Origin of the sequence: Candidatus Poriferisocius sp. (assembly GCF_965214065.1) — a bacterium.
Taxonomy (GTDB): domain Bacteria; phylum Actinomycetota; class Acidimicrobiia; order Acidimicrobiales; family Bin134; genus Poriferisocius.
Genome location: NZ_CBDCAT010000025.1, coordinates 166,365 through 191,161 on the forward strand (window position 1 = coordinate 166,365; position 24,797 = coordinate 191,161).

Consider the following 24,797-nt stretch of genomic DNA (forward strand, 5'->3'; position numbering starts at 1 on the left):
CACGTCCCACTAGCATCGCCGCTTATGGCGACTGCTGAGGTGACCCAACCCGTTGATCTATTGGACGGGTACATGTACGCCCACGATCCGTATCCGGCCTATGCCTGGTTGCGGGAGAACGACCCGGTTTATTGGGACGCCAAGAACGAAATCTGGGGGATATCCCGCCACGCCGACTTGTTGGCGGTGGAGAAGAATACCGGCCTGTACAGCTCGGCTTCCGGCAGCCGCCCCAAGATCGAGATGTCGGATTCCATGATCAACATGGACGACCCCGACCACCAGCGCCAGCGGATGCTGGTGGCCCGGGAGTTTACCCCCCGAGCAGTGCGCAAGCAGGAGGACAAGATTCGGGCGGTGGTCACCGAGCTGATCGACCGGGTGGCACCCCGCGGCTGGTGCGATGTGGTGTACGACCTGGCTGCGCCGCTGCCGGCTTACATGATCGGCGAGAGGCTGGGCTACCCCTCAGAGTTGTGGCCCAGGGTGATGCACTGGTCGGAGGCCACCATGCAGGGCGGCGGAGGCCCGGGCTACCACACCGTGCAGGGAGAACGGGCCATTGAAGAGTGGGGGATGATCACCTACGAGCTGATCCAGAAGCGCAGGGCCGACCCCCAAGACGACCTCATCTCCATGTGGGCCCACAAAGAGCTGGACGGCAAGCCGCTGAGCGACGAAGACATCATGCACGAGGTGCTCTTGGTGCTCGACGGCGGGGCTGAGACCACCCGCACGGTGATCGGAACCACCTGCCTGGCGCTGATGGAGAATCCTGACCAGCGCCAGATCCTCATCGACGAGCCCGAGGTGGTCGGCGACACCGCGGTGGAGGAGTTCATCCGCTATGTGTCTCCCATCTTGAACATGCGCCGCACGGTGACAACGGCCCACGAGCTGAAGGGCAAGACCCTCAACGAGGGCGATCAGGTGCTGTTGATGTACGCCTCGGCCAATCGCGACCCCGACGCCTTCGAGAATCCTGACGAGTTGAATGTGCGCCGCGACGCCCGCCACCACGTGTCGTTTGGATTCGGCACCCACTTCTGCTTGGGGGCGTCTCTGGCCCGACTGGAGCTGAAGGTGATGTTCGAAGAGCTGACCCGCCGGATTCCCGGCATGAGGATGGAGCCTTTCTATGAGCCCAGCTTCCGTCCCGGTGCCTTCACCCGGGGTCTGGAGCGCTTGTTTGTGGAGTTCACCCCCAGCGAGCCCGAGGGTGACGGCGCATTGGGCATGTTCCCGATCACGGTGCAGTGATGGCTGCGTCGGCGTCGGCAATTGAGATCCCGCCGATCATCTCGGTAGACGACCACGTCATCGAGCCGCCCCACGTTTGGCAGTCGCGGCTGCCCTCTCGCTACGCCGACGTCGGCCCCCGAGTGGTGACCGCCCCGTGCGAGATCTCCTACACCGGCGGCGTGCTCTCTTGGGCTGAGGGTGAGGGCCGGCCCACCTCGTTTTGGTACTACGAGGATCTCCACTATCCGATGGTCCGCACCCACTCCGCGGTGGCCTTTCCCCGCGACCAGCTCCAGATGGTGGGCATCACCTTCGAGGAGATGCAGCCCGGCGCCTGGCAGGTGGAGCCCCGGATATCCGACATGGACATCGGCCACGTGGATGCCTCGCTGTGCTTCCCGTCGTTCCCCCGGTTCTGCGGGCAGGCCTTCGCCGAGGCCTCCGACATGGACCTGGCCCTTTTGTGCGTGCAGGCCTATAACGACTGGATGGTGGAGGAGTGGTGCGGCACCTCTGGGGGTCGGCTGATCCCGCTGTGCCTCATCCCTCTGTGGGATGTGCAACTGGCAGCGGCCGAGGTCCGGCGCAACGCCGAGCGGGGGGTGCGGGCGGTGTGCTTCTCGGAGATCCCGCCCAATCTGGGCCTGCCGTCGATCCACTCCGGCTATTGGGACCCGTTCTTCGCCGCCTGCGAGGAGACGGCCACCGTGGTGTGCATGCATATCGGATCGTCTTCGAAGATGGTGTCCACTTCGGCCGATGCCCCTGGCGCGGTGGGCTCCGCGCTGGTCCACTCCAACGCCACCTACTCGTTGGTGGACTTCTTGATGTCGGGGGTGTTCGTCCGGTTTCCCGGCCTCAAAGTGGCCTACTCAGAGGGCCAGATGGGCTGGCTGCCCTACATCTTGGATCGGGTAGATGTGGTGTGGAAGGAGAACGCCGCCTGGGGAGGGGTGGCCGACAAGGTGCCCGAGCCGCCCTCCACCTACTACAGGGACCACGTGTTTGTGTGCTTCTTCGACGACAAGGTGGGGCTGGCCAACATCGACGCCATCGGCTTGGAGACCATCACCACCGAGACCGACTACCCCCACTCCGACTCCACCTGGCCGCACTCCAAAGAGCTGCTGGCCTCGCAGACGGCCCATCTGACCCAGCTCGAAGTGGATGCCATCTGCCGGGACAACGCCATCCGGATGCTGGGGCTGGATCTGCCCACCGCCGCTGAGCTGCGGGCCTGAGCAAAGCAGGCGGCGGTTTGTCGGCCACAGTGAGCCCCGAGTTCGAGGAACTGGCCGCTGACCTGGGCCGGCGCATCATCGACGCAGGGCTGCGGGGTCTGGTGCTGCGGTTCGGCGACGAGACCCGAATCGTCGGGGTGGCCGACCGGATGCCCCCGGCCGCCACGCTCGAGGCGCCATTCGACGAACTTCGTGCCGTGCTGTCGGGCCTGCGGAGTGCCGATGAGCTGCGGGCCCTGCGCTGGATAGGCGATCCCGGGCCCTATATCACCCTGATTGCGTCGAGCTGAGTTCAGCCCTTCCCAGACAGCTCTCCCAGCAGGGCCTCGGTACGGGCTCTCGATCGGTCATCGGAGTCGTAGATGAAGGCCACCAGGTCGGTGACACCCGCGTCGCGGATTCGCTCCAGCTGGGCAGTGACCGCAGCCTCGTCGCCGGTGATGGCCAGGTCTTCCACCCCGCGCTTGCCCTCCCGGTCGAGCATGCCTCGATAGGAGGGGATGTCCTTGTAGTGGGCGAAGGTGCGGGACGCGGCCTCGTAGCCAGCTTGGGCGTCGTCGGTCACCGAGATCGGGAATCCAGCGGCCACTCGCGGCTGTGGAAGTCCGGCGTCTTCGGCTGCGGCGCCGATGGTGGGCACCACGTAGTCGGTCAGAGTGTTTAGGCCGGTGGCCCACACGAAGGTGCCCGATGCCAGCCGTCCGGCGTGGCCCAGCATGATCGGCCCCATGGCGGCCACGATGATGTTGGTAGGAGGCGCGTGCGACAGTCCTCTCCACCGGGTGGTGTAGATGTCGCCCTGATAGTTCATGTCCTGGCCTTGCAGCATGGGACCGGCGATTTCTAGGTACTCCTTCATCTGGCGGGCCGGGCGGGCGTAGGACAAACCCATAAGGTTTTCCACCATGCCCTGATGGCACAGGCCGATGCCCAGGGTGAAGCGACCGCCGCAGGCAGCTTGGGCGGTGGCGGCTTGCTGGGCTAGGGCGAAGGGATGGCGCATGGGGGTGGGGGTCACCCCGGTGGCGATCTCGATGCGGCTGGTTGCGGAGCCCGCTATCGCCGACGCGGTGACCGCGTCGATCTCGATGTTGGCGATCCACGCCGTGTCCAGACCCAGAGCCTCGAACCGTTGGACGTTCTCCACGATCTCGTCCAACCCCGGCGGTCCGCTCATCCCCGGCACCGGCGGGTCGCCCGTGCCTTCAGCCGCCATCGCCCCAATCCTCATGCCCTGCATCTCTGCTCTCCTGTCTCTGCCTGCCGGTTTACGGGAACGTGTCTATCGGCCTGCCGCCGCTACCTGAAAGCCGTAGTGCAGGCTGGCCACGGTCCCCATCCTTGCGATATGCCCCAGGACCAATTTGGGAGTTGCGGGGGGGGGGGTACTGTGCGCTCCTATGTCTGAGGTGTTTGTGAAGCGTGGTATTCCGGTGAGTGGCCGTGCAGGCAGTCGCGGTGTTGCGGCCGTGTTTGTAGCGGTGTGTTTGCTGGTGCCGGTGCTTGCGGCGCCGGCTGTGGGGGCGCAGGCTGTTTCTGAGAGCGGTCCTTCGGTTGGGGATGTGGAGTTGCGCGACGGGTTGATTGCCGAGCAGGAGGCCCTGCTCAATGTCTATCGCTGCATGTTCGACACTGACACCGAGGTGGTGCCCGGCGGCTGCGATGGCGGTGCCCCAGCGCAGGACGCCCAGACGCCGCCGCCGTTTGAGGGTGATCCCACCGCGGCCGCTGTGGAGCTGCGTGACGGCTTGATCACGCAACAGGAGGCTCTGCTCAACGTGTATCGCTGTTTGTTCGACATCGATACCGAGCTTGTGCCCGGCGGCTGCGCCGACACCGCCCAAGCGCCCGAATCTGACCAATACTCTGCCGTCTCTCTGAACATTTCGGGATATTTTGCTGGCGGTGCTTACCATTGTGCCACTAACTCCCAAGACACAATCGAATGCTCGATCGATGGGGTCCAGGTCGATTCCCCCAGTGAACCGCTTACCGATCTAACGGTGCATGAATATTTTCAAAGCGACCATGTGGGAACCATTGCCGTGCTTGTTTGCGGGAATCGGGCAAACCAGACCTTTGCCTGCTGGACCTGGGATTGGGGGCGCGACGATGAAGGCAACCAGCTTTGGCCCTTGATCGAGTTGGACGCGCCATTCACCGGTACCGATGTTGCCATTGTTACGGTAGGGATGCTTGCAGGCGACGGTACTGCATATGAGACTGTCTTTTGCGGGTGGCGGGCCGATCAGTCCATCGATTGCTGGACCTTGAACACGCGATGGGAATATATCGCCTGGAATATGGGCGGGTCCCTGGTCGATGACGGGGAGATAACCTGGTCCCCGGTCGATTTGGATATGCCAGACGAGTCTTTCGACAACATGAGCTACGCCGATAATCGATTTTGCGGGTGGCAGGATGATCTGCCAGCAGACCGCACCTGCTGGTCGTGGGGCTTGGAGCGGGATGACGACCACAGCTTGGTGTGGTCTATGGAACCGATATTTGTTGACCCCTAGACGCTTCACTAGTTGGCGGCGTCAGCGGAAAGCCGCGGTGCAGGCGGGCCATGGGCGCCACCCTGATTCCTCGTAGAGGGCGTGGGCCATGCGGTGTTGGTCGGCGGGGGCGGCGTCGCGGGGGTCTATTCCCGACAGGCGGGGGTAGTTGCGTGCGGCCACTGCGTTCCAGGTGCTCTGGAGGAACTGGAAGGCGCCGAGATAGGGCCCGGCGGGGTTGTAAGCCCGGTAGTTGCCTTGCGACTCGCATTGGATGAGTTGTTCCCACTGCGCCTGGGTGGTGCCCGCCGGGATTGGCGGGAGCTCGGTCGGGTTGGTCGAAGCGGCATCTTCTGGTGTGAGCAGCGACAGCGCTGTGGCGCACACCGGCCATGGTCGCCATCCCCGCTCTTCATATAGGGCATAAGCCATGCGGTCTTGGTCGGCTCGGGCCGCGTCGCTGGGAACGACGCCCACTAGGCGGGGGTAGTGGCGGCGGGCGAGGTCGTCCCAGGTGGTTTGCCTGAACTCATACGCCCCGAAGTTGACCTCGTTGGGATGGGTGAATCGGTAGTCGCCGTTGGTCGAGCACTGGCGGAGTTGCTCCCATTGCTCTTCGGTTGTGCCCTCAGGTGGCTCGGGTTGAGGGAGCGTTTGCTCGGGGTCAGGGTCTGGGGTGGGCTGAACCGGTTCCCCACAGCCCCCGGGGACTAGTTGGGTATCGACTTTGAACATGCACCGGTAGTCGTTCAACAGCGACTCTTGGGCCGCGATCAGCGTGTCTCTATCGGCGATCAGCGTTTCCAGCTCAGCGATCTTCGCTTCCTGGCGGTCAATCTGCGCATCTCCATTGTTGGATGCGATATTGGCGGCTTGCCCTCCGGCCGGAGAAGCACTCACCCCCACCGCAAGCAAAACGGCAACCGCCAGCGCGGCGAATCGATACCAACGCAGATGATTGATCATGGTCCACTTCTCCCTGTTTCGGCTGCGATCAGCTAACGCCCCCATTACATGGTATGAGTCAAGGTCAGCCCGTCCGATGACCCCCCTGGCCCGGAAACCTGCTTGGTCCTTGGTCGAGGAGGGGGGGGGCGGAGCTCGCTAGCGACTAGACCGCTCGCAAACCCGACGAGGGGAGTCGCGGCGAGTCAGGCGGGTGGTGCGGCCCAGAGCAGAGACATGGGGGCGATCCAGAGGCGGTCGCCGATGCTGCGTATGGGCGCCTCCCCGCAGACCAGCACTATCCCGCATGTGAATCGCATGGGCGGGACCGGGCTTGTTGGCGGATGTTGACGAGCCTTGTCGTCCATGGCGTCCCGCAGGGCGGCCATTCGCCGGGCGTGGCGGGGATCGGCTCGGTTGCCGGTCTTCACTTCCACAGCCGCGACGGCTGAGCCGTCGGACGACTCCAGCAAGAAGTCGATCTCCCCCTCTGGGTACCTGAAGTCCTGCTTGGACCTGGGGTGGTGGTTGTAGGCGAGCAGCGAGTGGTTGGTGGACGCGGCAGACTGCTGCGCCCGGATCTGTGCCGCTACGAACGTCTCCATCAACCCGCCGAGCAGCACTGGCTCAGCCAGCAGGCGCTGGCGCTCCAACCCGGCCATTACCGCCATCATCCCCGGATCACACACCATCCGCTTCGGGTGCTTGGCCGGCGAGGAGTCTGCCGAAGGGCGCCACACCTCCACGTCTTCGATGAGGTGGCACGCAGAGAACACAGCCTGGTAGCCCGCTGCGGCCCTGTCGGAGATGCGGGCATGATCGGCTATGGCCCGAAGTGACGTGATCCGCCCGGAGTGCAGCGCGAACGATCGCAGGAATCCCAGCATCGCCTGTCTGAACCGCTCGCCTCCGCGCTGGCGGCCTGCCGCGGCGATATCGTGCTGCAACGCCGTCCCAACCACGCCTTGCATATAGCGGTCCTCTTCGGAGGGGTCCATGCCTACGCAAGCGGGATAGCCGCTTTCGGCGGCGATGGCCACATAGTCCCGTTGGGACAGCCGCTCGGGAACCGGCCAGTCGGGTTGCTCCGACAGCAACAGGTCCGCCACCGGAACCGCCTCGGCGCCGGAGCGTTCGGCTTTGCACATGGCCCGCAGATCGCGCACCACCGCCCGTCCGGTGAGCGGGAACTGCCCCAGCCGACGGTCGTCGGGAGGCGGAGATGCCGACCCTGCGACGATAAAGCCGTTGGCCTCCTCGTCGTCGATGAGCGACTTGACGGCCCAGAGGCAGTCGGGCATCACCTGCCACTCATCCAGCAGTACCGGCTTCGCGGCCTCGCGCAGCGCCGCGGCGGGGTCGGCCGTGAAGAAGCTGCGCTGCGCGCTGTCGGACAGGTTGATCTCAGCGGCAGCGAGCGAGCGGGCCAACGTCGTCTTGCCGATGGCACGCGCTCCTTGCAGGACGACCGCAGGGAACTCCTGGAGGTCGCGTGCCAATTTGGGGGCCAGCATCCGCGGAAGCAGCCGCTTCGGGGACACCTCGCCAATGCTCATGCCAATAGCTTAGCTGTTGCTTGCGAAGAGCCTTATATGTATCTTGCGAAGAATACTAAGTGCTGCTTGCGAAGATGCTTATATGTAGCTTGCGAACCCCATGGCCTGCTGCTACCGCCGGAAAGCCGCAGTGCAGGCGGGCCGTGGGCACCACCCGGATTCCTCGTAGTGAGCTTCCCCCTGTTGGTAGGTCTTCGGGGTTCTCGTTAGCGAATGCGATCAGATGTTTATTCAAAGGCCTCGACGGCGGCTTCCCAGCGGGTTAGGAAGGCAGCAGCCTGTTGGGCGGCGGCTTCGTGAGCGTTGGCCAAGGCTTTGACTTCTTCGGGGCGGTTGTAGATGTCGGGGTCGCCTAGTCGCCGCAACAGGTCATTTGCCTCGGCGTTGGCCGCCTCGTATTCCCGTTCCAGCTGGGCCAACTGCCTCTTTTGCCTGCTCGTCGTCTGCCGCTGCTGGGCACTGGCTCGACGGCGCTTGACGCGGGCATTTCCGCCGCGCTTTTGGGAGTCTGTCAGGGCTGATCCTGGTGGCCCTAGCAGAGGCGCGGCCAAGATCGCCTCGTCCACGCCGTAGTGCCATACCGCCCGTCCGTTGCGGACCTCGATAATCGCGTCGGCCACCGAGCGGATCAGGTGGCGGTCGTGGGTAACCAGCAGCACGGTGCCGGGATAGGCCAACAGCGCGTCTTCAAGCACATCGCAGCTGGGCAGGTCGAGGTGATTGGTGGGCTCGTCAAGCACGATGAGGTTGACCGGCTCGATCATGGTCCGGGCCAGCGCCAGGCGGGTGCGCTCGCCCCCGGAAAGCTCCGAAACTCGCCGGTCGGCCGCATCACCGGCGAAGCCAAAGGCTCCCAGCACCGTTCGCAAGTTCCGCCGGCCGGGGTCTATGCCAGCCGAGAACACCTCGATGGCCCGCTTCGATCCGTCCAGCTCGTCGGCCTGGTGTTGGTGGAAGGCAGCCACCTTCACATTGGAGCCTAGCTGGGCTGTTCCCTGGTCGGGGTCCAGCTCGCCGAGGATTAAACGCAGCAGCGTGGTCTTGCCAGCGCCGTTCGGCCCGACCAGGGCGACTGTCTGGCCCCGCTCCACCGCCAATGTCGCCCCCCTGACCACCGGGTCGGCATCGGGGTCGTAGCCGATGGTCGCGTCGGTCAATTCAACTACCACCCGGCTGGACCGGGGCGGCTCGGCAAAAGCGAAGCGAGTGTTCAGCTCAGCCTTGGAGGGGGTGGCGATACGGTCCAATTTCTCCAAAGTCTTCACCCTGCTCTGCACCTGCCGGGCCTTGGTGGCCTTATACCGAAAGCGCTCGACGAACCGCTCAACTCGGGCTACCTCGCGGGCTTGGCGGGCCGCGGCGGCCTCGATGCGGGCCAGGCGCTCCTCTCGGGCCACCACGAACTCGGCAAACCCGCCGGTGTAAGACAAAGCCGTTCCCTCAGCCAGTTCCATAACCCGATTGGCCACTGAGTCGATGAAGTCCCGGTCGTGGCTTACGAACAAGAGAGCTCCTGGCCAAGTGGCCAGCCGCTGTTCCAGCCAGGCCACCGAGTCGACGTCGAGGTGGTTGGTCGGCTCGTCGAGGATCAGCACATCGGGTTGGGCCACCATCAGCCGGGCAAGGGCCACCCGCATCCGCCAGCCCCCCGACATTTCTCCCACCGGTCGTTGGGTATCGGCGGGGGAGAAGCCCAGCCCGGCCAGCACTTTGGCGGCTTCGGCTTCCAGGGCGTAGCCGCCGAGCTGCTCGAATCGGGCCTGTGTCTCCCCATACTCGGCCAGCACGGAGTCGTGGTCTTGGCCCAGACCGCCGAGCTGCCGCTCAAGGCTGGCGAGCTGTTCGGCCAGCCGGAATACTACCCCTGCTCCGGCCATTACCTGTTCGATGACGGTGCCCCCAGCCGAGTCAACTAGATCTTGGGGCAGATAACCGATCTCGGCGTGGTGAGGGCGTACGACTGTGCCGTCATCGGGTTCGGTGATGCCCACCAGAATCTCCAACAGCGTGGTCTTGCCGGTCCCGTTCCCGCCAACCAGCGCCACCCGAAGCCCGGGGGAGAGCTGCACCGCGACATCCGCGAAGAGCCGCTGGTCTCCGAAGGACTTGGCCAGTCCCGATGCAGTGAGCGCGGTCAAACCAGGCGGGCTAGGCGGCTATGGACAGCGAAACCCAGCCGAATCGGGACGTATGCCGCCACGAGCGGATAAGAGATGAACAATTAAGCAAGCTGTCGGGGGTCGGTGTGGCCGAGGATGTTGACGTGGCGGAGTTCTCGAATCTGGTCGGGGGGGAAGGCCTCGCGCTGGTGCATGGTCTGGGTGTTGAGCCAGAAGACGGACTCGCCGACGGTCCAGTGGTGCTCGTAGACGTAGCGGTCTTGGGTGCAGTGGGCGAACAGCTCGGCCAAGAGCTCGGCGCCCTCGTCGGGACTGTGGCCCTCCACGTCGGCGGCGAAGTCGGGGCCGGTGTTGGGCCACACGCTGCGGCGGCCGTTGCGGGGGTTGGTCTGCACTAGGGAGATGCAGGTGCGGTCGGCCAGCAGCGCCTCACCGTCGGTTGCTTTGAAGTATCCGCCAAAATCCAGCCCGTCTCGCAGGCGGTAGACCACGCTGATGTCGTTGACGCGTGCCTTGGTGTTGTCGTCTAGGTCTTGGTAGGCGGCTACCAGGTTCAGCCATTTGGTGGCCCCGCCCGTTGACGGCAGCTTCACCGCGTCCAGATAAAGGAACTCGATAAGCGGCGGGTTGAAGCTGAGGTCGGAGTGGTAGGTGACAACATCGGTGCCCCCGGTGCCGACCACCCCTTCCACGTCCACGTTGGACACCCGGTTGATGCCGGGGAAGCCGGGCAGGCGGGACTTGTCGGCCAGCGTGGGCCGCAAGGGGCCAAACGACTCGCAGAACCCAGTCACCTGGGCGGGCGTGGGCGGGTCTGGGTTGCGAAAAAGCAGCAGCAGGTGTTCGTCGAGCGCAGCCAGCAATTCGCTGGCGGTTTCCGGTTCGGGAGGAGCGGCGAAGTCGTATCCGGCTACCTCTGCGCCCAGTGGGGCGTCCAGCGGGGTGATGGTCAGGCTCATCTGGGGCTGCCGATCATCTTGGCCCGCTCCACCTGGGGATAGCCCTCCACCCAAGTGGACGGGTCGTCCCAGCGGCCCAGCGGGGGCGGGTGCTCATCGGGGTCGAGCTTGTCGTAGGGGCCGAGGCTGAAGAACAGGTACTCGCAGCCGTCAGGGCCCGACCGCTCCGGTCCGTAGGCGAACCCGCCCCGCACCCAGCGCAGGTCGCCCTCCCGGTAGGGCTCCTCGCCCTCTACGATGAACTCTCCCTTAGTCACCAGATACACCGTGTCGGACAGATGCCAGTGGGCCGCGGCGTTGCGCCCCGCCCAAGACTTCACGTGCATGACCCGGTTTCCCGATGCCGGATCAACCAGCCAGCGCACGAACGGTCCCGGCTCCCGGTCGGGCTCGTCGGGGTCAGTGAAGTCCTCCCATTCGATGTCGGCAATGCGGATCGGCCGCCGCTCGCCAATGGGATTGTCGCTCACAGACCCAACGTTAGTGTTCGGCTTCATTCGGCTTTGTGGCGGAGGAAATGAACTGGAGCACCCGGCTGGGAGGGAGGTACTGCTCGGTGATTTTGGCGCCCCAAGGGGAGAGGGCGTCTTCGATGGCGTTGCACACCGCGGCGGGAGAACCGATTGCTCCGCCCTCGCCCACCCCCCGCCAGGGGACGTCGCCCTGAGAGGGCCCCTCGAGGTGCTCGATGTCGATGCGGGGGATCTCGGCGGCGGTGGGAAGCAGGTAGTCCATGAAGGTGGACGTGGTGCACTGCCCGTTGTCGTCGTAGACGATGCGCTCCAGCAGCACGCTGCCGATGCCCTGGGCCACCCCGCCCCGGATCTGGCCCTCCACCACTGCCGGGTTGATCATCTCTCCGCAGTCCTCCACCACCAGGTAGCGGGGCACAGTCACCAGTCCGGTGCCGGGGTCCAGTTCCACCCAGCAGACGTGGGTCGACTGAGTCCATCCCCCGGCGGGGGTCTCGAAGTCGAACGATGCGTCGAACCCGTCGCCCAGTTCCTCACCCAGGGTGAATGGGGCCATGTAGGACAGACGGGCCACCTCGGCCACCGTCTTGTGCCGGTCGGGCGAACCCCGCACGGCCACCACCCCGTCGGCGATCTCCAGATCATCGGGATTGGCCTCCAGCATGGCGGCCACTACCGCAAGCAGCTTGTGGCGCACGACGCGGGCCGCGCCCTGGGCCGCACCGGCCCCTAGGGTGGCCGCCCGGCTCCCGCCGGTGCCGACCATGTTGAACGGCACCTGGTCGGTGTCGCCGCACACCACCCGCACATCGTCGATGGCCACCCCCAGCTCGTCGGCCACCACTTGGGACAGGGTGGTCTCGTGGCTCTGGCCGTGGGGCTGTTGGCTGGTGAACACCGTCACCGAGCCGTCGGGCTCCAACTTCACCCGGGCCCGTTGCATCGAGCGCTGCTCGTAGGTGAAGCCCAGCGCCTGGCCGTAGTCGGTGGGGCCGGGGCCGGGCTCCAAGTAGGTGCAAAGGCCGATGCCCAGATGCCGCCCCTTGGCTCGGGCCTCGGCCTGGGCGGTTCGAAAGCCCTGGTAATCGGCCAACTCCACCGCCCGGTCGAGGGTCTGGTTGATGGTCATGAAATCCAGGGTGGGGCCGGTGAGCATGGCGCCGGGGAACTGGTCGTCGCCCATGTAGTTGCGGCGGCGCACCTCCAGGGGGTCGAGGCCGAGCCGGAGGGCGATCAGGTCCATGAGCCGCTCCCGCACCCAGCACTCGATCTCCCACGGCCCCCGATAGGCCACGAACGAGGCCTTGTTGGTGGCCACCACCGAACCCCGGAACTGGTAGTGGCGCACCCGCAAGGTACCGGGCAGCAGCACCTTGATGATGTTGGCGAACAGCGAAAGGGGGAGGTTCAAGAACGGGTAGGCCCCGTGGTCCATCACCAGTTCGGCTCGCAGCCCGATCACCACACCGTTGTCGTCGAGCGCGGCTTCCACCCTCACTTGCTCCTCGCGGGCATGGCCCCCGGCCACCAAATTCTCGGCCCGATCCTCCACCCAGCGCACCGGGCGGCCCAGCAGCCGGGCCGCCGCGCACACTGCCACGTCCTCCCGGGTGGGATTGGACTTCAGCCCGAACGATCCGCCGATGCTGTCGCAGGTCACCCGAATTCGGGCGGCGGGCATTCCCAGAATGGCGGCCAAGTGCACCCGCAACGCGTGGGGGTTCTGATGGGATACCTCGTAGTGAAGGCTGCCGGGGGACGGGTCGTATGCGGCCACTCCGCCCCGGGTCTCCAAAGGAGCGCAGGTGTGGCGGTGCTGGGTGAGCGTCTCGGAGATGACATGGGCGGCGGAGGCAAACGCGGTGTCGGGGTCGCCCCACACCTCCTCGCCGGACCAAAGCACGTTGTCGGGGGCTTCATCCCACACGGCGGCGCCATCGCCCATCGCGGCGGCACTAATCACCGGGGGGAGCGGGTCGATGTCGACTTCCACCGCATCGGCGCCGTCCTCGGCAGCGGCCCGGCTGGTGGCGATTACCACGGCAATGGGATCGCCGGCGAAACGAACCCGGTCGTTGGCCAGGGGGAGATGGGAGGGCACAATCAGCGGACCAGCCGCTCCCCAGCCCATGGGCGAGCAGCATTGGGCGAGATCCTCAGCGGTCACCACTGCCACCACCCCGTCTGTGGCTACTGCGTAGTCGGTATCGACGGAAACCAGCCGCCCGTGGGCCACCGGACTGCGGACGAACACGGCTTCCAGCAGGCCAGGGCGTTCAACGTCGTCCACAAATCGCCCCGCACCGGCCAACAGGCGCGGGTCCTCCCGCCGGGGGACGCTGGCGCCGGTGAACCGCATGGCCGCTGAGCGTACATATTCTCGGCCGCGTAAGGGCAATGTTCACCCGGTTGCCACCCGGGCGAAATGTCGGGTAACTCGTGTGTTTCCCAAGGCCACCTAACTTTTGGGCGGTGGTGAATGCCCCAACAACACGACGCCGGTGCTAGATCCCTCCGGCACGGCGTCAAACTGAACCTTGGCGGGGTGCATGTGCAACCCCTCCATCTGCACCCTGCCGAGGTTTCCAGTTTCTCTGTGACAGTTCCGCCGACCATTCTGTAGTCATGAGGTTCCAGGCATGCTGACGCGAAAATTGGTGGCTGAAGCCGTTGGCACGGCGCTGCTGCTGATCGGCGTGGTGGGGTCGGGGATCATGGCCGAGCGGCTGTCGCCCACCGATGTGGGATTGCAGCTGTTCCAGAATGCGGCGGCCACCGCCGCGGTGCTGTTCACCATCATCTTGATGTTCGGCCCGGTGTCAGGGGCCCATTTCAATCCGGCGGTGACGCTGGCCGACTGGGCGCTGGGGGGCTTTCCCCGCCGCCACATCGCGCCCTACATCGCCGCCCAGGTTGCCGGCGCGGTGGCCGGTACGGTGCTGGCCAACCTGATGTTCGACCTAGACGCAGTGGACTGGTCGACTAAGGACCGCTCGGCCGGCCACCTGTGGCTGGGCGAGGTGATCGCTACCGCTGGACTGGTGGCGCTGATCTTCGCATTGGTGCGAACCGACCGCATCCGGTTTGTGGCTGGCGCAGTGGCGGCCTATATCGGCGGGGCCTACTACTTCACATCGTCCACCAGCTTCGCCAACCCGGCGGTCACCGTGGGGCGAATGTTCTCTGACACCTTCGCTGGCATCGAGCCGTCGTCGGCGCCCATGTTCATCGTGATGCAGATCGTCGGTCTGGCGGCTGCGGTGGCATTGATCCGCTTCGTGTACCCCCGAACAAACCAGTAGGACAGCCCGTCTCCTAGTGGTGCGTCGCCGAAATAGCGCCATGGAATGCGACGGCAGCGGCGTCTCTCGCAAGGCGCACCGACGCAGCCATACCCGGAGCGTACGGCAAGGAGGCGCAACGCCGCGAGGGGCGTCGATGCCTAGCAGGACATGCGCGATTATTTCGGCGACGCACCACTAGTCTCAGCTCGTGGAGATAGTGCTAGGCGGCCCGGTGCTGGCCGTGGACATCGGTGGTACCAAGGTGGCGGTTGGCGTAGTCAGCCCCGATGGCAAGGTGTTGTGCCAACAGCGGGGGCCCACGGAGGCGTCCGACGAAGAGGCGCTGTTCGCCATGGTGTTGGGGTTGGCCCGAGCAGTCCTCCAAGAGCACGGGGCGCCGGTGAGCGTCTGCGGCGTGGGCAGCGGTGGGCCGTCCCGGGACAACCACCGGCTGCTGTCGCCCCTCAACATTGCGGTTTGGAGGGACTTTCCCTTGAGAGACCGGCTGTCGGAGGCGCTCGGTCTGCCGGTGGCGGTGGACAACGATGCCAAAGCCCTGGCCTTGGCGGAAGGGTGGGTAGGAGGGGCTGTCGGGGTGGACAACTACCTGGCCATGGTGGTGTCCACCGGGATCGGAGGCGGCATCGTGCTGAACGGTCGCCTGCTCGACGGCGCCGACGGCAACGCCGGGCACATCGGCCATATTTTCGTGGCCGAAGGCGGAAGGGCCGACGCCGCCGGGGCGGTGGGCCTATTGGAGGGCCAGGCCTCGGGCACCGCCATCGCTGATCTCTTGGATGGCATCGCCCCCGCCGATGCTCCCAAGGAGATGCGCCGTCGGGTAGGGACCCTCGTGGGCCGAGGAGTGGGCTCGGTGGCCAACCTGTTGGACCTGCGCCTGGCCGTGGCCGGCGGATCGGTGGCCCTGGGCTACGGCGACGACTTCTTCGACGCGGCCCAGGCCGAGATCGACCGCATTTGCCGCCTAGTCCACTCCCAGGGCACCCGCATCGCTCCCAGCCCCTTGGGTGCCGACGGCGGCCTCATCGGCGCGGCCGCGGTTGCAGCTCGCGCGCACCACTAGCCGTTAGTCCCGGAAGGTCTGGATGCGCAGGTGGCGGGCCATGGCTGAGCCGGCGGGGCCGAGGAGCATCTGGGCTCGCAGGTTGCGCTTGTGGAATAGCGCAACCAGGGCCTCGTCGTAGCGGGAGGTGTTGCCATGGGCCAGTACGAACTGCTCGAGCTCGGCCTCGCCCTCCAGCCACGACGCCGGGCGATGGCCCAGCAGCTCGTGGAGGTCGTCTAAGTCGGCCGCAGAGACGGCGTCGCCGATCTCGTCGATCCGGGAGGCGTGGCGGGCCATGCGGAACATGGTGCGCAGCTTGTAGCGCAGGTATTCGTCGTCGATCTGCAAAGTGCGCAGGTTGCGCACTAGGTGGTTGAGCACCACTTCGGCTCGGGACTCTCGGGGTTCGGGCATCTCCACGGAGGGCAGTTCCACGTCGAGGATCTCGGCTAGGGCCTCGGTGGCAAACAGGTTGGTCTCGTAGCACCACTGGAGGTTGGTCATCAGATCGGAGTCGGGGGCCGGCTCCCGCAGTGCCGCGCTGAAGGGGAGCTGGTTGGAGAGGGTGAACATGAAGTGGTGGCGCTGGATGGCGTCCAAGTCCACCGGCTCGCCCGCTAATTCGCCGTAGCGGTCGTACAGCTTGGCGAAGTTGCCGAACCCGAGCACCGTGTCCCGCTGCCGCCACGCGGCCAAGTCCATCATCGGGTCGCCGATGTGGCCGATCTCCACGTCCAATACGGCCAACACCCGTCCGTCTTGATGGTGGAACTGCCCGGTGTCCCACACGATGGCCGACTCCCGACCTCGGGAAAACGGGGGGTTGCGCCGCAGCCAGCCTAAGCTGAACTCCAGGAACGGGTCGGGGAGCGTCTTCACACTGCGGTACAGGGCCTCGTAGCGCCTCAACCCCAACAGTCCGGATTCCTCGGGTCGGTCGGCCCGCATGATTCCCGCATCGACGAACGGTCCGATGTCCAGGGCGTGCATGCGGGCCAGGATGTGCAGATAGTCGTCTACAACTGCGTCCCGCTCGGCATCGGTGCAGTTCTCGAAGTGGTTCTCGCCCGGCACCCGGTCCATGACGTACGCCGTGGGGTCGTCTATCCATCCGTGTACCTTTGCCACGGGAATGCCGTTATCGCCGAGCACCTTTTGCAGACGCATCTCGTGGTCGAGCGGGAATACCAAGGGCATGTCGGTGCGGTCCCCCCGCACGCACAACTCGAGCCGCTCGCTGTCGCGCTCCACATCGGCGAACCACACCGGCCGCCAGCGGGCTTGACGGGCGATGTGGGTGACCGTGCCCCCCAAATTGTCCTCGAGCCAGGCCACCACCTTCTCGGTGGCGGCATCATCGTCGATGGGGTCTTTGGTTACGGTCATATTGGACTACTCCCTGGCTAGCTTGAGTCGGTTGGAGATGTTGTTTCGCTGGATGGCGGAAGAGCCGCCGATGATGGGCATGACCAGCACGTCGCGTACATACCGCTCCATGTCGAAGTCTTCCACGTAGCCGTAGGCACCCATCACCTGCTGCATCGACAGCACGATGTCTTTGGCGGTGTCGCACACGAACAGCTTGGCCATCGAAGTCTCCACCGACGCCGGTTTGCCCTCATCCAGCAATTTGGCCGCGTGGTAGGTCATCAGCCGGGATGCCAGCAGGCGAGTGCGGGCCTCGGAGAGCATGTGGCGGATGGACTGGTGGCTGCTTATCGGCTTGCCGAACTGAACCCGCTCTTGGGCGTAGCTCCAGGCGTCTTCGACTGCTCCGGTGGCGATGCCCAGAGCCATGGCGGCTACTTCGATCTTCTCTACGTCCAATCCAGGGCCAGCCAGCTTGGCCCAACCCTGGTTCCATCCCTCGTCGCCGCCCACGATGTTGTCGGCGGGCACTTCCACGTCGCTGAAAGTGACATCGGTGGTCATCGACCCCTTGAGGCCCATGGCGTGCTGGGGCTCGATGGTCACCCCCGGCGATGAGGGCGGAATCAGCACAAACGACAGGTTGCGGTAGCGCTCGCCGCTGGGATTGCTGTTGACCAGGGCGTAGATGTAGTCGGAGTAGGTGGTGCCCGAGCAGAACCGCTTGGCCCCGTTGATCCGCACCACATCACCATCGCGCACAGCGGTGGTGGTCACGCTGGCCAGGTCGGAGCCCACGTCGGGCTCGGTCAGCCCATAGGAGAACAGCATCTCGCCGCGGGCCACCTGGGGCAGCCATTCTTGGCGCTGGGCTTCGCTGGCCGTCTCCACCAGGTTCATACCCGCATAGCAGGCACCGTATATATAGCCGCTGCCCACCGCGGTGCTGCGGCGGCACAGCTCCTCGATCACGATCATTGTGGCGGTTATGTCCCGTCCCGACCCTCCGTATTGCTCGGGGATGGTGATGCCGAACAAACCCAGGTCGGCCAGCTTGTAAAGCACGCCCCGGTCGAATTGGTTCTCGCGGTCCCACTGGCGGACCAGCTCCCGGGGCATCTCCGCCTCGACGAAGCGCCGAACGGTCTCCCGCAGCAGGGCGTGGTGCTCGGCCTCAGTGGGGTAGTCCACAGCGGTGCCTATCGTCCGGTGAACTTCGGGGGCTCTTTGGCCAGAAAGGCGTCGAGGGCGATCTTGAAGTCCTCGGTCATCATGGTGAGACCCTCGGTAGACGCCGCCCGGTCCACCACTGCATTGGCCACCTGGCGCAGCCCGGCGTTGATGGATGCCTTGGTGAACTTGATGGCCAGACGGGCGCCGTCGCGCATCCGCTCGGCCATGGCCTGCACGGAGTCGTCTAGCTCGTCGCCGGGAACGCACTCGGTGATGAGGCCGATGTCAACCGCCTCTGGGGCCTTGATCAGATCGCCGGTCAGCAAGTAGCGCCGGGCCCGGGCGTAGCCCACCAACTGGGGCCACAGCAGAGCGCCCCCGTCGCCGGCCACGAGGCCCACCGACACATGGGGGTCGCCGAACACCGAACGCTCAGCGGCGTAGACGAAATCGCAGTACAGCGCCAGCGAGCAGCCCAGCCCCACCGCCGGGCCGTCCACCTTGGCCAAGATGGGCTTCTCCAGGGTGAGCGCCGTTTCGGTGATGCGCCGGTCGGCCCGGATCACCCGCTCCACCTCGGCTACATCCCCGGCCATGCTGCGTAGCCAGGGAATGTCGCCGCCGGCGCAGAACGCCCCTCCCGCCCCGGTGAGGATGGCCACGTCGGTGTCGGGGTCTTGGTCCAAGTCGGTGAACACCCTGGTGAGGTCGTCGTGGAGGACCGAATTGATGGCGTTTCGTGCCTCGGGTCGGTTGAGCACCACCGTGGTGATGCGATCGACGGTGGACACTTCCAAAGCGCCATAGTCGTCGGGATTCATGGTTTTCTCCTGGCCTGGTCGGAGCAGCGGATGGATTTTTGCCCTTCAAGATGAATCTGCCCGGCAATAGTGCCAGACTTCGCTAGAAGTCGACGTTTTCAAGGAGGAGAGGCGAATGGCGACCTGCCAGCCGGCAATTTTCAACGATATGGGCAAGTACCAGTGGTACGTCCACCTGAGCCGCGGCGACGGGGCTGACTTGGGGGCTATCAAGTCGGCGATCTCCGATTGCCGCAGCAACTGCGACGCACTGGGGATCAACCTGGTAATCGGGCTCGGCCCCACCCTGTTGTCCGACTTGACCGATGACATCCCCGGTGACTTCCAGCCGTACCACACGGTGGAGTCCGTCGACGGCAGCGGCCGCGAGGCCAAGGGCACCCAGGAAGAACTGCTGTTGTGGATGACCCACGACGAGAAGGACCTGGTGTGGAAGGCCCAGTGGGATGCCCGCATGGCCCTGATCGCCGCGGGCATGAGCGTAGCTCGGGAGACCCCCACCTTCATCTACGGCGAGAGCCTGGACATGACTGGTTTCATCGACGGCACCGGCAACCCCGAGGACGAGGATCAGCCCGCCGTGGCCATCATTCCCGACGGCGAGGCCGGTGCGGGCGGCAGCTTCATCATCGCCCAGCGCTGGGTCCACGATCTGGTGGCCTGGGAGAAGCTGGACGTGCCCACCCAAGAGGTGAACTTCGGTCGGACCAAGGCCGATTCCACTCGCCTTGACGAGCAGGCCCCGCACTCGCACCTCTCCCACGTGGAGCTGCGCGACGGCGACACCGCCGATGCGTCCAAGCCCAAGCGGGACGAGATCGCCCGTCGGTCCACTCCTTACGCCTTCCACGATGGCACCGTGGGCCTGTACTTCATGGCCTTCTGCAAGACCCAGGCCCCGTTCCGGGAGCGCATGGATGCGATGTATGGCCGCAACGGCCAGGTGCGCGATATGCTGACCGACTTCTCGAATCCGGCCTCGGGCAGCTACTACTTCGCTCCCTCCGTGGAGTGCCTCGACGCCAGCCTGGCCTAGCGATTGCTCCATCCGGCGTGGCGTTGGGTCCTGTCCGGGCCCAGCCCGCCGTCCTCGACGAGCTCCGGGCGGCGGGCGCCCTGAGCCCGGCCACCCCCCGCCACGCCTACCGTTTGTGGGGCTATTGAGGGGGTATTTTGTTAGTGGTTGACGCCATGAACGTGATCGGGTGTCGGCCCGACGGCTGGTGGGCTGATCGCGACGGCGCGCTGATTCGGCTGGTTGAAGACATCAGTGATGCCGGTGTGCCGGCCTTGGTGGTCGCTGATGGTCGTCCGGTACCCAGTCTGCCTGCTGGCCAACACGGACCCGTGGAGTTGGCCTACGCCTCCCGCCGCGGCCCCAACGCTGCTGATGACCGTATTGCCCAAGAAGTAGCCGACATGGACGATCCTTCGTCGGCCACCGTAATCACCTCCGACCGCGACTTGGCCCGCCAAATCCGCCGTCACGGGGCAGTGGTTGTGGGTGCCCGGGCCTTCCGCGACCGGTTAGATCGCCGGTTGGGGTAGGAATTTCGCTGTCGTCCGGCCAAAGTGTCGCACCAAGTGTTACACTTGGGACGATGCCGACAACCCGTCCTCGTCATCCGGTAACGGAAACCGATGAGATTGCCGAGATCCTCGATGAAGCATCGCGAAGGTGGACTGACGTTCCCCGTTCCAAGCTCATTCGCTTGGTCATGAAGGACTGGGCGCAGGGGGGACAGTCACCGTCGGCGCGTGCTCTTGCTCGCGAGAGCCTCATCGGCTCTCTGCCCGCTTCCTCAGAACTCTACGACCGTGACGAGGATTGGCCCGAGTGATTGTGGCTGATGCCAGCTGGGTTGTTGCCCTGCGCGACCCCGGCGACGACCATCACCGCGAAGCAGTAGCCAATAACGATGGGATCGCCGGAGAGGTGGCGCTCCTCCACCCGGTCACATTGGCGGAGTGCTTGGTGGCGCCGGCCAAACTCGGCGTGCTCGACGAGGCAGCCTCGCAGCTTCGCGCCGCATTTGACGTGGTTGATGTCGACCCCGACGCGCCGATTCGCTGGGCCTTGCTGCGTGCAGAGACCGGTCTCAGGCTTCCCGATGCCATAGTGCTCGACACCGCCCTCCACCACCGGGCAAGGGCAGTAGCCACATTTGACGAGCGTCTGGCCGCCCGAACAGTCGACCGCGGCTTCGAAGTCCTGGGCTCCCGGATCGCCTAGGCTGCCAACCCATTTCTAGCGGGGTGTTCGGGTTGGGGGATAGGGTGACGGGAGCATTTGAAGTCCAGGGGAGGATTGCTGGTGTTCCCTTCACGATTCGACTTAGTCGTGGCCCAGACCGTTGGGGAAGCGGTGGAGGCCAAGGCAGCCGCGGGGGAGGGGGGCCGGTTCCTTGCCGGGGGCCAGAGCCTCATCCCCATGATGAAGATGCGGGTGGCGTTCCCCGACACGCTGATTGACATCAACCGCATCGCCGATTTGGACGCCATCGAGCGGGACAACGGGTACCTCCACGTTGGGGCGCTGGTCCGCCATGCCGATGTGGTGGCTTCTGGTGTCACGTTCGGGGCCATTGCCTCCGCTGCCCCGTGGGTGGCTGATCCCCTAGTGCGCAACCGGGGGACGATGTGCGGTTCGGTAGCCCACTGCGATCCGGAGGGCGATTGGAATTCGGTGCTGTTGGCCACCGGGGCCGATGTGGTGGTCCAGGGGCCCAACGGCGAGCGGTCCGTCCCCATTGCCGACTTCATCGACGGGGCGTTCACTTCCACGCTGAGCGAAGACGAGCTAGTGGTGGGGCTCCGCATCCCGGTTCCCGCGGGCCGCTGCGGTGGGGCCTATCTCAAGTTGGAGCGCAAGATCGGCGACTACGCCACGGTGGCGGTGGCCTCCCATCTGGAGCTCGACGACTCCGGGGCCATCACCGCTGCCGGGGTGGCCCTCACCTCGGTCAACCCCATCAACACCAAGGCGGCCGACGCCGAGGCCTTGCTGGTGGGCCATCAGCCCTCAGCTGAGCTTTTCGCCGAGGCCGCCGAGCTGGCCGCGGTGGCCGCTGAACCCCGAGACGACGTCCGGGGCACCGCCGCCTGGAAGCGCCAGGTGGTCCGTATCTATACCAAGCGGGGGCTGGCTGCCGCCGCCCAACAGGCCGAAGGGAGCTGACCATGGAGATCACAGTCACCATCAACGGATCCGACCACGCCAGCGATGTGGAGCCCCGCACTCTGCTGGTGGACCACATCCGCCGCACGGTCGGGCTCACCGGCACCCATGTGGGCTGCGACACCACAAGCTGCGGGGCGTGTACCGTGCTCATGGACGGCAAGCCGGTCAAGGCCTGCACCGTGCTGGCCGCCCAGGCCGACGGGGCCGAGGTCACCACCGTGGAGGGTCTCAAGACCCCCGACGGGCTGCACCCCATCCAGTCGGCGTTCACCGACGACCACGGCCTCCAGTGCGGGTTCTGCACACCGGGAATGATGCTGGTGGGCGCCTCGTTCATCGCCGAGAACCCCGACCCTTCCGACGACGAGGTGCGTTGGGCCATCTCGGGGAACCTGTGCCGGTGCACCGGCTACATCAACATCGTAAAGGCCATACGAACGGCGGCGGCCCGAGTGGCCGAGTCGTCCAACGGAAGCTGAGGAGCCAACATGTCTGCACCCACAACGCCAGCTGAGATCGGCGGCATCGGCCACAGCGTCCAGCGCAAAGAGGACGCCCGGTTGATCGAGGGCCAGGGCAACTTCCTCGACGACATCGAGCTGCCCAACACCCTGCATATGGCCATCCTGCGCTCCCCGCTGGCCCACGCCCGCATCAACGGCATCGACTCCTCGGCGGCCACCGACCTCGAAGGCGTGGTGGCCGTGGTCACCGGCGATCTGATGGACCAGCACGGGCTGGCGTGGATGCCCACCCTGTCGGGCGACACCCAGGCCGTTCTGGCCACGGACAAGGTGCGCTACCAGGGCCAAGAGGTGGCCGCGGTGATAGCCACCGATCCCTACATCGCCACCGACGCCCTCGAGCTCATTGAGGTGGATTACGAGGATCTGCCTCCTATCACCACGCCTCAGCAGTCCCTGGAGGAGGGGGCGGCGCTGATCCGGGACGAGAAGGAGGGCCAGAGCGACAACCTGGCCTACACCTGGGAAACGGGTGACAAAGTCGCCACCGAAGAGGCCTTCGCCCAGGCCGACCGGGTGGTCACCTTGGAGACCCACTACCCCCGGTCGCATCCCGCCCCGCTGGAGACGTGCGGCATCTTGGCCGACGTGAACTCGGTGACCGGCCAGGCCACCATCTACATGACCTCGCAGGCCCCCCACGCCCACCGGACCCTGTTCGCCATGGTGGCCGGGCTGCCCGAGCAGAACATCCGCATCGTGAGCCCCGACATCGGCGGCGGGTTCGGCAACAAGGTGCCCATCTACCCGGGCTATGTGGTGGCCACCGCGGCGTCGCTGCTCATCGGCCAACCGGTCAAGTGGGTGGAGAGCCGCACCGAGAACCTCATCTCAACCGGTTTCGCCCGCGACTACTACATGAAGGGCGAGCTGGCCGTCACCGATGAGGGCCGCATTCTGGGGCTGCGGGTGAACATGCTGTCGGACCAGGGGGCGTTCTACTCCGACGCTCAGCCCACTCAGTTCCGGGCCGGGCTGTTCCACGTGGTGACCGGTAGCTACGACTTCGGCGCTGCCCACATCGACTGCCGAGGCGCGTTCACCAACAAGGCGCCCGGCGGGGTGGCCTACCGGTGCTCGTTCCGCATCACCGAGGCCTCTTATCTCATCGAGCGCCTGGTGCAGAACGCGGCCTACGAGGTGGGCATCGACCCGGCCGAGATGCGGTTGCGCAACTTCATCCAGCCCGAGCAGTTCCCCTATGAGACGGCCACCGGGTTCGTCTACGACTCCGGCGACTATCCCACCGCGCTGCGCACCGCCCTCGACGAGGTGGGCTATGAGGACCTGCGCCGGGAACAGGCCGAGGCCCGGGCCGAGGGGCGGCTCATGGGCATCGGCATCGCCCACTTCACCGAGGCGGTGGGGGCCGGGCCGTCGCGCACCTATGACATCGCCGGGCTGAAGATGATCGACTCGGCGGAGTTGCGGGTGCATCCCACGGGCAAGGCCATCTTGAAGCTGGGGGTCAAGACCCAGGGCCAGGGCCATGAGACCACCTTCGCCCAGATCGTGGCCGAGGTGCTGGGCATTCCGGCCAACGACATCAAGGTGGAGCACGGCGACACCGACCACACTCCCTACGGGCTGGGCACCTATGCGTCGCGCTCCACCCCGGTGGGCGGGGCGGCCACTGCAGTGGTGGCCCGCAAGCTGGCCGACAAGTCCAAGAAAATCGCCGCCCACCTGCTGGAGGCGGCCGACGAGGACATTGAGTTGGCTTCCGGGGTGTTCTCGGTGGCGGGCAGCCCCGACCGGTCGGTCACCATCCAAGACGTGGCCCTGGCCGCCTACACCAATCTGCCCGAGGGCATGGAGTACGGCTTGGAGGATGTGACCTATTACGACCCGCCCAACCTCACCTACCCCTACGGCAGCTACATCGTGGTGGTGGAGGTGGATCCCGACACCGGAGTGTGGGAGGTGCAGCGCATGGTGGCCCTGGACGACTGCGGGGTGCGGATCAACCCGATGATCGTGGAAGGGCAGATCTGCGGCGGCCTCACCGAGGGATTCGCCATGTCGTCGATGCAGTGGATCACCTTCGACGACGACGGCAACTGCATCGGGGCCAACTTCATGGACTATCTGGTGCCCACCGCCTGGGAGACTCCCCGGTTCGAGCTGCTGGCCACCGAAGTACCCTCGCCCCATCACCCCATCGGGGCCAAGGGCGTGGGCGAGTCGGCCACCGTTGGGTCGCCCGCTGCGTTCGTGAACGCGGTGATCGACGCGGTGGCCCATCTTGGCGTCCGCAACATCGATATGCCGGTGCTTCCCGACCGGGTGTGGGCCGCCATCGACCAAGCCGGCTGATTTGGTGCCCTTGCTGTGAACGTAGAC

At 65.6% G+C, this 24,797-nt stretch carries 23 protein-coding genes; 13 read left to right on the forward strand and 10 right to left on the reverse strand.

Going from position 1 to position 24,797, the window contains the following annotated elements:
- The first annotated feature begins 24 nt into the window (after nucleotides 1–24).
- From ACOOGG_RS03600 to ACOOGG_RS03610, 3 genes are read left to right on the forward strand one after another with little or no spacing between them, the layout of a single operon-like run.
- Nucleotides 25–1,260: a cytochrome P450 gene (locus ACOOGG_RS03600; protein WP_420432367.1), complete on the forward strand. Its 1,236-nt coding sequence runs from the start codon at nucleotides 25–27 to the stop codon at nucleotides 1,258–1,260.
- Nucleotides 1,260–2,483 (forward strand): amidohydrolase family protein, encoded by a 1,224-nt coding sequence (locus tag ACOOGG_RS03605; protein WP_420432369.1) that lies wholly within the window; start codon nucleotides 1,260–1,262, stop codon nucleotides 2,481–2,483. Before ACOOGG_RS03600 ends, ACOOGG_RS03605 begins: the two co-directional genes overlap by 1 nt.
- A 29-nt stretch (nucleotides 2,484–2,512) precedes the next feature.
- Nucleotides 2,513–2,773 (forward strand): hypothetical protein, encoded by a 261-nt coding sequence (locus ACOOGG_RS03610; RefSeq protein ID WP_420432371.1) that lies wholly within the window; start codon nucleotides 2,513–2,515, stop codon nucleotides 2,771–2,773.
- A gap of 2 nt (nucleotides 2,774–2,775) precedes the next feature.
- Here the strand turns inward: ACOOGG_RS03610 and ACOOGG_RS03615 are convergent, their stop codons facing one another.
- Nucleotides 2,776–3,699, reverse strand: a complete 924-nt coding sequence (locus tag ACOOGG_RS03615) for a TIGR03564 family F420-dependent LLM class oxidoreductase (protein ID WP_420432373.1) — start codon at nucleotides 3,697–3,699, stop codon at nucleotides 2,776–2,778.
- 184 nt (nucleotides 3,700–3,883) lie between these two features.
- On the opposite strand from ACOOGG_RS03615, the gene ACOOGG_RS03620 reads away from it, so the two are divergent.
- Nucleotides 3,884–5,005, forward strand: coding sequence for a hypothetical protein (locus ACOOGG_RS03620; RefSeq protein ID WP_420432375.1), 1,122 nt, complete (start codon nucleotides 3,884–3,886; stop codon nucleotides 5,003–5,005).
- A 21-nt stretch (nucleotides 5,006–5,026) separates the two neighbouring features.
- Here the strand turns inward: ACOOGG_RS03620 and ACOOGG_RS03625 are convergent, their stop codons facing one another.
- The 6 genes from ACOOGG_RS03625 to ACOOGG_RS03650 form a co-directional block, all read right to left on the reverse strand.
- Entirely contained in the window at nucleotides 5,027–5,950 is a 924-nt protein-coding gene (locus ACOOGG_RS03625; RefSeq protein WP_420432377.1) for a transglycosylase family protein, read from the reverse strand.
- A gap of 185 nt (nucleotides 5,951–6,135) precedes the next feature.
- Nucleotides 6,136–7,485 (reverse strand): ATP-binding protein, encoded by a 1,350-nt coding sequence (locus tag ACOOGG_RS03630; protein WP_420432379.1) that lies wholly within the window; start codon nucleotides 7,483–7,485, stop codon nucleotides 6,136–6,138.
- A 227-nt stretch (nucleotides 7,486–7,712) separates the two neighbouring features.
- Nucleotides 7,713–9,623: an ABC-F family ATP-binding cassette domain-containing protein gene (locus ACOOGG_RS03635; protein ID WP_420432381.1), complete on the reverse strand. Its 1,911-nt coding sequence runs from the start codon at nucleotides 9,621–9,623 to the stop codon at nucleotides 7,713–7,715.
- Between the two features lie 83 nt (nucleotides 9,624–9,706).
- Nucleotides 9,707–10,564: a TauD/TfdA dioxygenase family protein gene (locus tag ACOOGG_RS03640; RefSeq protein ID WP_420432383.1), complete on the reverse strand. Its 858-nt coding sequence runs from the start codon at nucleotides 10,562–10,564 to the stop codon at nucleotides 9,707–9,709.
- Nucleotides 10,561–11,034 (reverse strand): cupin domain-containing protein, encoded by a 474-nt coding sequence (locus tag ACOOGG_RS03645; protein ID WP_420432385.1) that lies wholly within the window; start codon nucleotides 11,032–11,034, stop codon nucleotides 10,561–10,563. Before ACOOGG_RS03645 ends, ACOOGG_RS03640 begins: the two co-directional genes overlap by 4 nt.
- Nucleotides 11,035–11,044: 10 nt before the next feature.
- On the reverse strand, nucleotides 11,045–13,396 hold the full coding sequence (locus ACOOGG_RS03650; protein ID WP_420432386.1) for a xanthine dehydrogenase family protein molybdopterin-binding subunit: 2,352 nt from the start codon (nucleotides 13,394–13,396) through the stop codon (nucleotides 11,045–11,047).
- A 280-nt stretch (nucleotides 13,397–13,676) separates the two neighbouring features.
- Between ACOOGG_RS03650 and ACOOGG_RS03655 the strand changes: the two genes are divergently transcribed.
- Both ACOOGG_RS03655 and ACOOGG_RS03660 read left to right on the forward strand, forming a co-directional pair.
- A complete protein-coding gene (locus ACOOGG_RS03655) occupies nucleotides 13,677–14,339 on the forward strand; it encodes an aquaporin (protein ID WP_420432387.1) in 663 nt (220 codons plus the stop codon).
- A gap of 190 nt (nucleotides 14,340–14,529) precedes the next feature.
- Nucleotides 14,530–15,405 carry an ROK family protein gene (locus ACOOGG_RS03660; RefSeq protein ID WP_420432389.1) on the forward strand — a complete coding sequence of 292 codons (876 nt, stop codon included), beginning with the start codon at nucleotides 14,530–14,532 and terminating at the stop codon, nucleotides 15,403–15,405.
- A gap of 3 nt (nucleotides 15,406–15,408) precedes the next feature.
- Here ACOOGG_RS03660 and ACOOGG_RS03665 read toward each other — a convergent pair whose 3' ends face one another.
- From ACOOGG_RS03665 to ACOOGG_RS03675, 3 genes are read right to left on the reverse strand one after another with little or no spacing between them, the layout of a single operon-like run.
- Nucleotides 15,409–16,773: a phosphotransferase family protein gene (locus ACOOGG_RS03665; protein WP_420432391.1), complete on the reverse strand. Its 1,365-nt coding sequence runs from the start codon at nucleotides 16,771–16,773 to the stop codon at nucleotides 15,409–15,411.
- 6 nt (nucleotides 16,774–16,779) lie between these two features.
- Entirely contained in the window at nucleotides 16,780–17,946 is a 1,167-nt protein-coding gene (locus tag ACOOGG_RS03670; protein WP_420432393.1) for an acyl-CoA dehydrogenase family protein, read from the reverse strand.
- Nucleotides 17,947–17,954: 8 nt separating this feature from the next.
- Nucleotides 17,955–18,749, reverse strand: a complete 795-nt coding sequence (locus ACOOGG_RS03675; RefSeq protein ID WP_420432395.1) for an enoyl-CoA hydratase/isomerase family protein — start codon at nucleotides 18,747–18,749, stop codon at nucleotides 17,955–17,957.
- A gap of 115 nt (nucleotides 18,750–18,864) precedes the next feature.
- On the opposite strand from ACOOGG_RS03675, the gene ACOOGG_RS03680 reads away from it, so the two are divergent.
- The 7 genes from ACOOGG_RS03680 (at nucleotide 18,865) to ACOOGG_RS03710 (ending at nucleotide 24,770) form a co-directional block, all read left to right on the forward strand.
- Entirely contained in the window at nucleotides 18,865–19,785 is a 921-nt protein-coding gene (locus ACOOGG_RS03680) for a Dyp-type peroxidase (protein ID WP_420432397.1), read from the forward strand.
- A 155-nt stretch (nucleotides 19,786–19,940) separates the two neighbouring features.
- Nucleotides 19,941–20,297: an NYN domain-containing protein gene (locus ACOOGG_RS03685; RefSeq protein ID WP_420432399.1), complete on the forward strand. Its 357-nt coding sequence runs from the start codon at nucleotides 19,941–19,943 to the stop codon at nucleotides 20,295–20,297.
- A 53-nt stretch (nucleotides 20,298–20,350) separates the two neighbouring features.
- The gene (locus ACOOGG_RS03690) at nucleotides 20,351–20,590 is read left to right on the forward strand and encodes a hypothetical protein (RefSeq protein WP_420432401.1); all 240 of its coding nucleotides are present in this window, start codon (nucleotides 20,351–20,353) and stop codon (nucleotides 20,588–20,590) included.
- Nucleotides 20,587–20,982 carry a type II toxin-antitoxin system VapC family toxin gene (locus ACOOGG_RS03695; protein WP_420432403.1) on the forward strand — a complete coding sequence of 132 codons (396 nt, stop codon included), beginning with the start codon at nucleotides 20,587–20,589 and terminating at the stop codon, nucleotides 20,980–20,982. The genes ACOOGG_RS03690 and ACOOGG_RS03695 overlap by 4 nt, the downstream gene beginning before the upstream one ends.
- 81 nt (nucleotides 20,983–21,063) lie before the next feature.
- Entirely contained in the window at nucleotides 21,064–21,927 is an 864-nt protein-coding gene (locus ACOOGG_RS03700; RefSeq protein ID WP_420432405.1) for an FAD binding domain-containing protein, read from the forward strand.
- A 2-nt stretch (nucleotides 21,928–21,929) separates the two neighbouring features.
- Nucleotides 21,930–22,409, forward strand: a complete 480-nt coding sequence (locus tag ACOOGG_RS03705) for a (2Fe-2S)-binding protein (RefSeq protein ID WP_420432407.1) — start codon at nucleotides 21,930–21,932, stop codon at nucleotides 22,407–22,409.
- 9 nt (nucleotides 22,410–22,418) lie between these two features.
- Nucleotides 22,419–24,770, forward strand: coding sequence for an aerobic carbon-monoxide dehydrogenase large subunit (locus ACOOGG_RS03710; RefSeq protein WP_420432409.1), 2,352 nt, complete (start codon nucleotides 22,419–22,421; stop codon nucleotides 24,768–24,770).
- Nucleotides 24,771–24,797: the final 27 nt, after the last annotated feature.

Coding starts and splice junctions, on each gene's coding strand:
- ACOOGG_RS03600 (WP_420432367.1), top strand. CDS start 25: ATGGCGACTGCTGAGGTGACCCAACCCGTTGATCTATTGGACGGGTAC.
- ACOOGG_RS03605 (WP_420432369.1), top strand. CDS start 1,260: ATGGCTGCGTCGGCGTCGGCAATTGAGATCCCGCCGATCATCTCGGTA.
- ACOOGG_RS03615 (WP_420432373.1), bottom strand. CDS start 3,699: ATGGCGGCTGAAGGCACGGGCGACCCGCCGGTGCCGGGGATGAGCGGA.
- ACOOGG_RS03620 (WP_420432375.1), top strand. CDS start 3,884: ATGTCTGAGGTGTTTGTGAAGCGTGGTATTCCGGTGAGTGGCCGTGCA.
- ACOOGG_RS03625 (WP_420432377.1), bottom strand. CDS start 5,950: ATGATCAATCATCTGCGTTGGTATCGATTCGCCGCGCTGGCGGTTGCC.
- ACOOGG_RS03630 (WP_420432379.1), bottom strand. CDS start 7,485: ATGAGCATTGGCGAGGTGTCCCCGAAGCGGCTGCTTCCGCGGATGCTG.
- ACOOGG_RS03640 (WP_420432383.1), bottom strand. CDS start 10,564: ATGAGCCTGACCATCACCCCGCTGGACGCCCCACTGGGCGCAGAGGTA.
- ACOOGG_RS03650 (WP_420432386.1), bottom strand. CDS start 13,396: ATGCGGTTCACCGGCGCCAGCGTCCCCCGGCGGGAGGACCCGCGCCTG.
- ACOOGG_RS03655 (WP_420432387.1), top strand. CDS start 13,677: ATGCTGACGCGAAAATTGGTGGCTGAAGCCGTTGGCACGGCGCTGCTG.
- ACOOGG_RS03665 (WP_420432391.1), bottom strand. CDS start 16,773: ATGACCGTAACCAAAGACCCCATCGACGATGATGCCGCCACCGAGAAG.
- ACOOGG_RS03675 (WP_420432395.1), bottom strand. CDS start 18,749: ATGAATCCCGACGACTATGGCGCTTTGGAAGTGTCCACCGTCGATCGC.
- ACOOGG_RS03680 (WP_420432397.1), top strand. CDS start 18,865: ATGGCGACCTGCCAGCCGGCAATTTTCAACGATATGGGCAAGTACCAG.
- ACOOGG_RS03685 (WP_420432399.1), top strand. CDS start 19,941: ATGAACGTGATCGGGTGTCGGCCCGACGGCTGGTGGGCTGATCGCGAC.
- ACOOGG_RS03690 (WP_420432401.1), top strand. CDS start 20,351: ATGCCGACAACCCGTCCTCGTCATCCGGTAACGGAAACCGATGAGATT.
- ACOOGG_RS03705 (WP_420432407.1), top strand. CDS start 21,930: ATGGAGATCACAGTCACCATCAACGGATCCGACCACGCCAGCGATGTG.
- ACOOGG_RS03710 (WP_420432409.1), top strand. CDS start 22,419: ATGTCTGCACCCACAACGCCAGCTGAGATCGGCGGCATCGGCCACAGC.